The following is an 11,930-nucleotide window of genomic DNA, read 5'->3' on the forward strand; positions in this document are numbered from 1 at the left end:
ACACTAGCTTTGAATAAAAAGAAAGAAGCGCGAGGGACGTGTGAAAATTTTTTCAACCAACACTTGTCCAGTACCGGACAATATTGAGCAAGTTATTCGTCATCAAGATGAAGTTGCTGCTGAACAGGGTGGAATGACTGAGCGCCAGATTCAAAAAATCTGGAACAGTATAGAAGCACTATATAAAACTGGAAATTATCCACTCATTACCTTCTGCTTACGTAGACAAGGTAAAGTTTTGCTGAACAGAAGCATTGGATATGCTCAAGGGAACTCTCCGGCAGGACTACAAGAGAATGCCCTGATTGCGACTCCAGATACGCCCGTTTGTCTGTTTTCAGCATCGAAGATGATCACGGCCATGCTGATTCATCTACTAGATGAAAAAGGCGAAATCAATTTGCTTGATCCTGTGAGCTACTATATTCCTGAATACGGCGTAAATGGTAAGCGCCGTGCAACTCTCTTTCATTTATTAGCACATCGTGGCGGCATTCCCTATATTGATGGCGATGTCACGCCCGAACTCCTATTTGATAAAGACGAAATTTTAAAACGTTTATATGCTGCCAAACCTGTGTCTCCTGCTGGTAACCATCTTGCCTATCATGCGGTTACAGCAGGTTATATTTTAGGCGAAGTCATTGAACGGGTGACTGGGCAAAATTTACGTGAGTTTGTGCATCAAACTATTGAAAAGCCAATGGGAATGCCTTATTTCAATTATGGCTTAAAACCAGAATACCGCTCAGATGTGGCCTTAAACTGTGCAACAGGTCTACACCCTCGGCTTGGTACCGATCATTACCTGAACCATGTATTAGGTGGAGGGTTACAACTTGCAGTTGATGTGACTAACGATAGTCGTTTCATGGACACAATTTGCCCAGCCGGCAACATTTATACGAGTGCAGAACAAGCTGGACGTTTCTTTGAAATGCTTTTAAGTGGCGGAAGCTACGGCGGTCAGCAAATATTTAGTGAGAAAACAATTTTCAGGGCAACACTGCCGACCACAGGCGTTAACATTGACCGTACTTTATTAATACCAATGCGCTATGCCTTAGGTCCAATGTTAGGTAGTAATCCTGTAGGCCTTTTTGGTCCAATGACGGGGCAAGCTTTTGGTCATTTAGGATTCTCCAACATTTTATGTTGGGCCGACCCTGAAAGAGATATTAGTGTTTCTCTATTAACAACGGGCAAATCGGTCGTGGGAACTCACCTACCTGCTTTAGCCAATGTGCTTTATCAGATTTCAACACAATGCCCACGCATTCCTAGAGATCAGCGCCGATCTTTGTTTGGCAGCGACGCTCATGAAACGAACTTAGTGTAAATCAAATAAAAAACCCAAGCATTTCTGCTTGGGTTTTTTGCGCTGTAGTTTTTGTTTATCGTGTTATTTCTATTTTTATTATCGTTGGTGAGATGCTAGTCACATCCTTCTTGTTGTTTTAACTGACTTCCGTTGTTTTGTTTCTATTTCCTTATGTGATGTATTGTGACATATCCAATTATGAAGAAAAGTAGTATTTTTCTTATCATCATGTAAGCAAAAACGTACAGGTCTGTCTAATATTTAATAAATAACGGTTTTTGCCCCATTATCGTACAGTTCTGTATAACATTTAACTTAACAATTCACAGGAAAAATGGCTGTTTAAAAATCATATTACAGATAAATATATTGATATTATTGATATAAATTTTTAAAAGAAATTGCACTCAATATTGGCTTAAATCCGAACTTTTCTGATAATTTTTAGAAGTAAATAAAATTGAGAATATAAAAAAGCCCTGTAGTCTCTCCCAAAACTACAAGGCTTAGCGGCTGTAAGTTTCCTCTTTATACACCTACGTCATTGTAAGTTCGCAGTCTCTCGACTTAAGCTATTATTATTGTGCGATTTTGCCCGACATTCCTTGCCAAGCTCGTTGTGCGTTTATAATCTCAAAAACGTGGTGTGTACTCTAGCAGCAAATATCTCGAATCTATGTAAGCTTTTTCTTACAAGGGTGAAAATATTAAGTTTGGCTTAACGAACTAATCGATTAACTTTCTGAACTAAACCACTTTTTCGTGTCGTACGAATTGTAAAGGACTGTAGTAAAGCTTCAGGATGAACCAAAAGACTCACTACTTTTTTAGCGCGTGTAATCGCAGTGTAAATAAGCTCTTGGCTTAATAAATTCTTTGCGGCTTGATCTAAAACGACAGCAGTGTGTGTAAATTCAGACCCTTGCGATTTATGAATCGTTAAAGCGAATGCACTTTGAATACTTTTAGGTAATCGATTTGCAGCGACCCATTTATTCAAACTTGGAAAATATACTTCAAATTGCTGTGGCTGAGTTCTGTGTTCAAAACACAGACCAATGTCACCATTTGAAATACCGAGCTGATAGTCGTTATAAGTCATCATTACCGGACGACCGACATACCACCCCCCAGCTACCACTATTGAAAGTTGTTGCTGTATCCAACGCTGCGCATATTGATTTAACTGCTGTAAGCCAAATGGACCATGACGAACAGCCGTTAAAATACGGTAGTCATCAAATGCTTTTACTACGTTTTGGACCTGTTCAATAGAGCGTTCTTCTTTTAAATAATTTTTTAGGCTTTTTACATATCCTTGGAAACCGAGCATGAGCTTCTGATAATAAATTTCGACTTCTGCGTGATTCCCTTCTGGCAAATACTCAAGCTGAACCACATCTGGCATGTCACTTTGTAAAACTATAGGCTTTAATTCAGAAACCTCAACAATATCAATTTCAAACTGTTGCAAAACCTGCTCATGATTGATCTGACTGGTTCGCATTTGAATAAAACGTGCCACCTGCCCAATCAATGCACCTTCAGCAAAACGGCGACTGGTTTGTAATTGTACTCTGTTAGCGGCGAGTGCCTGTATTTGTTGCAAGTCAGCAAGAACCGCTCCGACGTCGACGGAAGCCAGCTGATTTGCATCTCCTAATAAAATAATTCGACAAGACTCTGGCACTGCTTCAAGTAGAAGAGTAGCTAGATTTAAATCCAGCATGGAAGCCTCATCCACAACAATCACGTCATAAGGAAGCGGTTGTTTTTGATTAAACCGTGGTGTTTGACTATGTCCCATCCCCAATAATCGGTGAATTGTTTGCGTTCCCTGATTCCTTAGTTCTTCACTCACTAATCCAGACTCAAGCAATTTAGGGTCATTAAATGAGTTCTGTAAGGCCTCTTGCATGCGCTGTGCGGCTTTACCTGTTGGAGCAGCCATCGCCACACGAATATTCGGAATTGTTTGGCTAAGCACTGCAATAATACGTGCAAGCGTATAGGTCTTACCCGTACCTGGCCCACCCGTAATAATACTCAGGCTCTGCCGAGCAACCATTTGTAAAGCTGCCTGTTGATGCGGGTCTGTGAGTAGGTCTAAGTAGTCATCACAAGATACAGGTTGAATTAATTGTTGCTTTAATCGACAAATTTGTTCTGCAAGTCGTTGCTCTAGGTGCCAATATCGGTATAATGCCAACCCCTGCTCATCATAGACGCATGGGGCAACATTTGAAGTTGCTTGATCGGCAGATATAGCAAGCTGACCAAGTGCTGCAATTTGCTCAGAACTGACATCGATACAGCTATCGCCTTGTAAGCTCGCTTCAATAAGCTGCTGCAAGTAAGAAGTGGCTTCTGACCCTTGCGATTGCTCAGTAAATGGAGCCTGATTTAAGAAGTTACTCCACGTTGTTAACCAGCTTAAATCGGCCTGTTCAGAGCTATTTAGATTGTCCACACACTTATCCACCTAGTTTTCCACACGCTTGTCCACATGGTTATAGACAGGCTTATCCACATGCCAAATATTTGTTAATATTAAAATTACATACTTTATCAGCATTTTTCATGCAATTTTATCCTCAGCAAAATACCCTAAAATGGCATCAAGACGCAGAATAAACTCAATGCTAGGCTGCCAGTAATAATAGCCCTGCTCAGCTTCACCATTCATACCACGTAAATAAAGATAAGTTGCCCCACCTAAGTGTTGCTCAATTTGGTAATCCTGCATTTTGACTTGCAAATAGCGATGTAATGCAACGAGATATAAACCTGCCTGTAGCCAATAACTTGCTAAAGACATGCTTTGGGCAATGCTATCGCTACGATAATCTGCAAGATCATCACCTAAGTAATTACTTTTATAATCGGCAATGTGGTAACGCTGCCCATCAAAATAGACCAAATCGATAGAACCATTGAGGTAACGTGCTGAGCGAGCCTCAAGTAATTCCGGCATATTCAACCCATACTCAGCGAAAAGCTGCTGAATACGTGTCATCGCTAGAACCCGATCTGACAACGCCAAATAAAAAGGAAACTCTGACAAATACTGCTCTTGTTGAAGCTGATTTAGTCGGAAACTTTGATCAAGCGGCGTTCGCAAAATATCTTTCAGCCACTCTGCAACTGACTGGTAAAGCAGATTCTCGGCATCTTCTTGCTCTGGGAAGCTCTCGTTATATTTATTAAGTAAATCTTGCCAAAGACTACTATAGTCATTTTTAAAACGACGACGTATTTCACTTACCCAGTCATCTGAACATTGAAAATTGATGTGCTCAAAGATTTCATGTAAGAAATTACCGGCAAGCGTTCCTCGCGGGAAGTTACTCTTTATCCAATCAATCGGCTGAGCACTGATTGCCTCAGCAGTGTTAATTAAATCCAGCTCATCTTCTGCTAATACAGCATCATCGCTCTGACTCACTAATAAATCTGTGCCAGCTTTATGTTTTAAATGCTGTGCCAAGTAACTGAAACTGGTTTTACCTCTCGAATAAAAACGCTGTTCAGGAAACCGTTGTGCTTGTATTTCAATAATACTTGTTTGTTTGGCTAAATGAATTGCCTGTGGAATCTGCTCCAAAACCATTTCATCCGTACAGCAACGGTGCTGAAAAGGCTCAGTCCTATTTTTCCAAAACGCGAGGCCTGATACTGATTTACCATCAAGATCTTGTAAAAGTGCATAGACGCGGTGGCTTGCTCGCGTTAAAGCCACATACCAAAGGCGATTCTGTTCAGCAAGCGCTCGTTCTTCGTGTTGCTTAAGTTCAACTTCATTCAAATAAGTCTTATCAGCAATCGCAACGACACGTTGAGTTAAGGTCTGACTTGAGTCTGGTTGGACTACATCTTGGGTCGAAAAATTCAGAGTTTTGTTATTTTCTCGAAAGGGCTTGTCTGCACCTAATAAGAAAACAATCTTAAATTCCAGTCCTTTTGACTGGTGAATTGTCATGAGCTGAACACCAGCTTCACTCGACAATTTACGCTCTAACTCCCAATCACGATCCAGAGGAGAACTCAACTGTTTGAGATACCAATGATAGAGGTTTTGCGCGCCTGAGTATTTCTCACTGTGCTGACTCAAAATTTCAGTCAAATGACGCAAGTTCACCACAACCCGTTCATTATCTTTACTTTGGGCAGCGACCAAATTTTGCCATATATCAAATTGGATGAGACATTGTTGCCATGCTACTAAAAAGCCTTGAGCGGACCACAACTCTCTAATGCTATCAAAACCAGTCATAAACTGGCTTAACCCTTCGGCTGTCTGCTCAAGCTGTAAGAGTTGTTTTAAATCCATGGCAAATAGACGGCTAATTAAAGCTCGCTTCACTTTTGCCTCATCGTAAGGATGAAGTATGGCAGTCAACAAAGCACCAACGTCTTGCGCAACTGTGCAATCGAAAACACTTCGTTTTGATGGCCTGTTAACCCGAATTCCTAAACGCTCTAGCTCAAATTGAACTTTATCAAGCCCATCATGATTACGAGACAATACCGCAATATCATCTTCGTTTAGAGCTTGAGTCTGAGCATCTTTCTGAAAATATAGTTGTCCAGCATGTGACTGATTGAGTAGATCTCGAATCTTCCAAGCAACTTGCTGTGCCTCAGTTTCTTTATCTTTGAGCATGAGCCAACGTAAAGGATGAGGATTATGATTATTCTGCTCAATCAGTACAGGATGAGGCCGAGTTCCTGCTCGAATTGGGTCATATTGAACCTCTTCGCCGAAATCAATTTGTCGTTGAAATAAGGCATCGACCACTTCAACCAGATCAGCAACGGAACGATGGTTATGAATTAACTTATATTCACGACCATGTTTAGCTTGAATATCTTTATAGGCATTTAAGAAGGTGAGCATATCCCCACCACGGAAACCGTAAATCGCCTGTTTACGGTCACCCACCATAATCATGCAGCCTTTTTGGTAGCGCTCTGGATGGCGCCAAATGTTCGCCAGCATATCGTCTTGATCTTGGTTAGTATCCTGAAATTCATCGACCAAAATTAAGGGATAACGTGCCTGAACAAATACAGCAAAACGCTGCCCCTGCTCACCTTTTAAAGCTTCAGAAAGTGTACGAATTTGCTGAGAAAAAGTAGTTTCACCTTTATTTTGCAAAACCTGAGGTAAACGTTTTTTCACCTCTACACACAAATAGGCTTTTAAAAAAATATGAAGCTGGTCGAACTGCTCAGCGTAATTTTTTAGCACACCAAATAGCTGTTGAATCTGTTGAATACAAGGATGTTGATAGAAACCATCTGAAATTTCAGCAGGACATTTCTTGAAAACTTTCTGATCGGCAAGTTGACCTAAAAACTTAAAAACAAGCTCACGTTGTGCTGTCATAGATCCATCAAAAACCAAAATGCTGTCGCTTTGCGTTAGAACTTGCAAAAGCTGCGGCAAACATTCACTAAATAATTTGTTAAATGCCCCATTCCGAAATATTGTGCCGCTCACATGTTTATAGTGTTCACCATCAAGCTGGTAATAGTTTTCTAAAAGGCTTAAGTCAATTTCTGTCGCCAACTGTTTGAGCTGAGCAAGTTGTTCAAACTGAATGTTTGGCTTTTCAGGAAGCTTAAAATGAGCAGAACTAAAGTTAAGTGAGTCTTCAACAAGTTTAACAAAACTATCGACATTCTTAAGCTCACCTGCCAGATATAAAGCATCAATCACGTTTTGAGGTTGAGACTGTATCCATTCACGCAAAACATCATGAATCAGTTGTCGGCTATAAGTTTTGGCATCATCGGTAATTTGAGCGCGCTCAATTTTGCCACTCTCAAAGGCAAACTCACGTAACAGTTTTTGGCTAAAGCTATCGAGTGTCCCGACAAATAACTCGTCTAATTGATCGATGACCAGTTTTAAACGTTCACACGCATAGGCAATACGCGTCGCAAAGCTTTTTAAAATATGTTGGAGTAATAAGTCAGGCTCTTGCTCAGCCTGCGTAATTAATTCGTGTTCTGTAAAACTACGCTTGGTCTCTAAATAACGATACGTTTCGACTAAACGGGCGCGAATACGACTTTTTAACTCGGCAGCGGCAGCACGGGTAAACGTGGTTGCAATCACTTGTCTAGGCAAATACTTTTCAAGAAAGATACGAACCATCAAACTTGATAAGGTATAGGTTTTTCCTGTACCTGCCGAAGCTTCAATTAAGTGTAAGCCACTAAATTCAATATCAATAATAGGTTGATAAGACACCTGTACTCTTGAGTTCATGTCTTACTCCGAATGTTGAAATTGAAAAACCGGATGATACAGATCATACGCAAACTCATCACAAGCATGTTGAAGCAAAGCTTGCGCATCTTGTTCTTGTAAAATAAAGCTCCAGTCTCGATGCAACTTGCAAGCTTCATTTTGAGTCATATCCATTGTGGTAAATGACCCTGTCTCATTCCAGTATTTTAACAGCTCAGTGTAGCTCTTCTCATCCAGTTTTGCTTTTTCTGCCTGATTTGTTGTTTCCCACTGATATGCTTTGGCTTTTTCTAATGGCTTTAATAATAAGGCTGCTGGTAGAACCAATGGTTGTTGCTGTGCATGACGCCAGATTTTAAACCATGGCTGTAAATATTGCCGAGCTTGCTCAGAACTTACACCACTACAAATCACAGTTTGATCGCTAAAAACTACAATACGGCGTTTTTCAGCTCCTGCACTTCCCTCATTCAAATAAGCTAACCAAAGTAAGTGTTCCAACCAGACTTTCGCGCGTCTTTTTGCTCGGGCGCTTGAAGGCTCCATACTCACCCAATCCCGAGTTTCAGACTTTGGAACCGTAATATTCATATGAAGTTGTTTAGCAATTCGCCAAATACGCTGAGTTGTTTGTGTCACTGCTGGTGCATAATGGTGAAGGCGTTCAAGTAAACATTCTTGCTCAAACACACCTTGTTGCCATGCGCTATATTTGACTTTACCTACAGGCAACTGATCAATTAATACTTCAGGTTGTGGATGCTGTTCAGATTGCTGTAAAAAATGTCGGATCGCATAGCGCCCTAAACCATCTAATAATAACGGTTCATTTTGGTCGAGCACTCCGACACTTCCTAAGTTTTCTACTCCTAAAGTTTTCAAATATAAGCGTGCAGGGAACGTCACATCCTGTATCCACTGCTGGCTATCTAAAACCAGCATATCAGGAGCTTGTAGCGGATAAATCGTATTCGCCCAAGGTTGACGGTTTCCTGAGACTTGCTGAATTTGTGAAGCGACCTTAAACCAGTGATCTTGATAACGGATCACACTTTTTTGTACAGTAAAACCTTTCGGATCGAAGGGCTGTAAGTCATGTAAGTGATAGAGTTGTTTTAACTGTGATGGAATCTCAATCCCTTCAACAACTACATTTTCAGGTATATCGTCTTCAGCTTTCACAATCAGGGCAAGGTGTTCACTGAACTCTTGAAGAATACTGGAAGGTTCTCGTACCTCACCATCATTCACATCAAAACCGTTATAAAACAGCCATAAATTGTCTTGGGCTAATAATAAAGCATCTAAAAACGCACCTTGATCATCTTCAAGTCGAGAGCGGTCACCTAACTGTTGACGCAGTGCATCCATTAAATCAAATGGCACATGGGTATCTCGGTTTGGAAATTGCCCTGCATCCAGATTTAGCATGACCATTAAGCGATAAGGTAACGGCCGAATATGTCCAATTTGAGCAAAGGTAATCTGCCCTGTTGGTTCAGCTTGTGCACTTTGGCTTTCTAAAGTTCGCTGAATTTCTTCAATAATATAAGGCAGAGGTAAGGTAATTTTGCGCAAAGTTCCTGTTTCTGTCTCGGCATAATAGCTTGCGAGCGTCAACATTCGCTCTTGTTTTTTAACAATTTCCCGAACAGCTTTTAAAGCAGCAACACCGACCTGCTCAAATTCAACAATATCTTTGCTTAGCACCTGAAGCCAATATTCAACCGTGTAGACTTTCCCCTGTTCATGTAAAGTCAGCCAATCACGGCGCTCATTCAAATCTTGATAAATCTGAATGAGTGTACCAATCAGCTCGAAATCACCCGGTTGAACTTTGGCATAACTCAACACCTGATTAAATGTCGCATGCACAGGCACGGCAATGCCAAGGACCAATCGTTCTAAGGCAAATTTAAAGCTATATCGATAATCATCATCCCCTTCACACAAGCTGCGCTTGAGATGTTCTGCATCAAGCCCTCGTTTAAAGCCTGCATCGGCGAGTAAATTTAAAATTCGCTCAACCTGAACATATTCAAGTTCGTAACGTTGCTGGGTCGCATGCAAGCTTAACCAGTCAGCAAAATCATCAAAGCTAAAACGTCCCTGCATCAGCTGAATACGCCCAATCACGGCGCGCCATGCATTCAGTGCATCAAGTGATGCAACACCTGCAATTTTCACGGGCAAATGCACACCCTGCTCAGTAGCAGTAGCGGGAAATACACTTCGAATTAAAGGCTCTATGTCGGCTAAATTAGGAACTAAAACTAAAATATCGTTTGGTCGGCGCGGTTGCTCATGTGGTTTAGCCAACCAACAGATTAATTGCTCTTTTAATACTTCAAGCTGACGTAAAGTCGAATGACAAACATGAATCTGAATAGAGTCATCATCGGAAGCAAGCTCATATTGTTTAGCTTGGGGCTCCACTAAATGCAAAATATCTGACTGAACTTTACCGAGTAAACTTTCTGGAAAATCATCCACAAAAGCATCAACCCACTTACCTTCTTCACCCGTAGATAAATTTGATAATAGTGAAAAGTGGTCGCGGGCTTGTTTACCCAGTCTGGTTAAAAGCGGATGTCTGGACTCACGCGCTTCTGCATTAAAGTTGAGTGTAAATTTATTAAAGAAATCACTAATTTCAGCATCTGTTGCCTTGGGATTTTTTGCAATAAAACGCTCTTTTACCCCTAGGTCATAACGCTTCTTCCACAGTGGATCGACACTATCGGCCCAATATTCTTGTGAAGGGTTATAGTGCAAAATTAATACATCAATATATTGACCTAAACGGCGCAAGAACTGTAACTGGCTTGGCGGTAAATCTAATAACGTAAAGATCACCACTTGATTAGGTAATCTTGAAATAGCGTGCTTACTGCGATCTGGATGATCTAACTCTTGCCAGAACAACGCATCAATTTGCTGCATCTGCACAAAATCATCATGAAAATGTTGCTGCCACAACCAACGCTGCCAACGCTCTAGCTCCTCAGTTTGATGCAATGCGAAAGCAGTCACTTCTTCATCTTTTTGCACAATATATTTTTCAATATCAAGTGCTCGGCCTTGACCCCAAGCAGCCAACCAGTTTTCCGGACAGGTGCAACTATTTTCACAACCTCGCTGACACTGTCCACGATAAATCATATAGTTGCTAAATAAATCAGCAATCTGCTCAGCGACCCAATACAGCATTTTTTGTTTTTTTAATTGTTTATCTATACCTTGTTCGAGTCGATCTGCGCTGTCATAAATACGCTGAACAATAGAATGTAAAGGATGTGATGTGTCTATGCTCATCGTGTCAGGTTGAATAAACTCATGCAAAGCCTGATGCACCCGCCATTTAAAAATCAAACGGGGGATGTTGGCTTTACGGACCTGCTCTTTATGCGTAGTTAAGACTTGCTGATAGGCATACCACTGGAAGCCGCGTACTCGTTGGTGAAACTGGTAATTGGCACTCATCCCTTGCTGTTCTGCAAGTTTTTGTATCAGCCACTGCTCGACCGCAGGACTTGGAACAATAAAATGCTGGGTTTTCAAAACCTGTAATGGATGCGTTGAAGCTTGAGATGTAGACGCTAATACACCTTGCAATAACACATCAATACGTTGACTTTGAATAACATGGATCCCCATTTATTTCATTTCCTGCTTGCATAATTTATGCACAAAATCATAAACATTCATTACTATACAACTGAATCTGACTATGTCACGTTGGTTTAAACACAGCATAATTTAACTTCAGGTGTCACTTACACTTGGTTTGAATGACGCCATCAAGAAATTTATACAGGTAGACATTATGAAAATTGACAAGATTCCTGACTATATTGATCCTAGCCTAAATCTGGAACAAATTCGCGATGAGTGCCATGATCTCATCAAAAAAAGAGCTTACGTCTCAGCAGGGGCGGCAATTGTACCGATTCCTTTTTTTGACGTGGTGATAGATTTGGGAATTTTGTCGTACCTGATTCCAGATATCAATTCCCGTTTCGGTTTAGCCCCTGAACACGTAAGTGTCTATGACCCAAAAACCAAAACAATTCACTGGGATGAGCTACGTAAACGTGGTTTTGAATTTTCAGGCTTTGTAGTGGCACGCACGACCGTTAAAAAAACATTTAACGGCTTCTTTGGCAAAATCGTAACGAAACAAGTGACTAAATTTATACCACTAGGCGGACAAATTGTAGCAGCTAGTTTAGGCTATTTCATGATGAAAAAAATAGCAGAAACGCATCTTACTGACAGTTATAATCTTGCAAAACGTATTCAGCAAAAAAGCCGCACCACTATTGTAAATTAATCTATGCCTTATGGCTG

At 40.8% G+C, this 11,930-nt stretch carries 5 protein-coding genes; 2 read left to right on the top strand and 3 right to left on the bottom strand.

Features of this window, described 5'->3' with window-relative positions:
- The first annotated feature begins 40 nt into the window (after positions 1-40).
- Positions 41-1,339 carry an EstA family serine hydrolase gene (locus AOLE_RS17660; RefSeq protein ID WP_013199062.1) on the top strand — a complete coding sequence of 433 codons (1,299 nt, stop codon included), beginning with the start codon at positions 41-43 and terminating at the stop codon, positions 1,337-1,339.
- A gap of 700 nt (positions 1,340-2,039) precedes the next feature.
- On the opposite strand, the gene recD is transcribed toward AOLE_RS17660, so the two are convergent.
- The 3 genes from recD to AOLE_RS17675 all read right to left on the bottom strand — a co-directional run bounded on the left by recD (position 2,040) and on the right by AOLE_RS17675 (position 11,237).
- Entirely contained in the window at positions 2,040-3,791 is a 1,752-nt protein-coding gene (gene recD / locus AOLE_RS17665) for an exodeoxyribonuclease V subunit alpha (protein ID WP_013199063.1), read from the bottom strand.
- A gap of 108 nt (positions 3,792-3,899) precedes the next feature.
- Positions 3,900-7,598, bottom strand: coding sequence for a UvrD-helicase domain-containing protein (locus AOLE_RS17670; protein ID WP_013199064.1), 3,699 nt, complete (start codon positions 7,596-7,598; stop codon positions 3,900-3,902).
- Between the two features lie 3 nt (positions 7,599-7,601).
- On the bottom strand, positions 7,602-11,237 hold the full coding sequence (locus AOLE_RS17675) for an exodeoxyribonuclease V subunit gamma (protein WP_013199065.1): 3,636 nt from the start codon (positions 11,235-11,237) through the stop codon (positions 7,602-7,604).
- A 169-nt stretch (positions 11,238-11,406) separates the two neighbouring features.
- Here AOLE_RS17675 and AOLE_RS17680 point away from each other — a divergent pair, with 169 nt between their 5' ends.
- Positions 11,407-11,913: a hypothetical protein gene (locus AOLE_RS17680; RefSeq protein ID WP_005301888.1), complete on the top strand. Its 507-nt coding sequence runs from the start codon at positions 11,407-11,409 to the stop codon at positions 11,911-11,913.
- The last annotated feature ends 17 nt before the right edge of the window (positions 11,914-11,930 follow it).

The sequence above is a fragment of the Acinetobacter oleivorans DR1 genome (assembly GCF_000196795.1).
Lineage (GTDB): Bacteria > Pseudomonadota > Gammaproteobacteria > Pseudomonadales > Moraxellaceae > Acinetobacter > Acinetobacter oleivorans.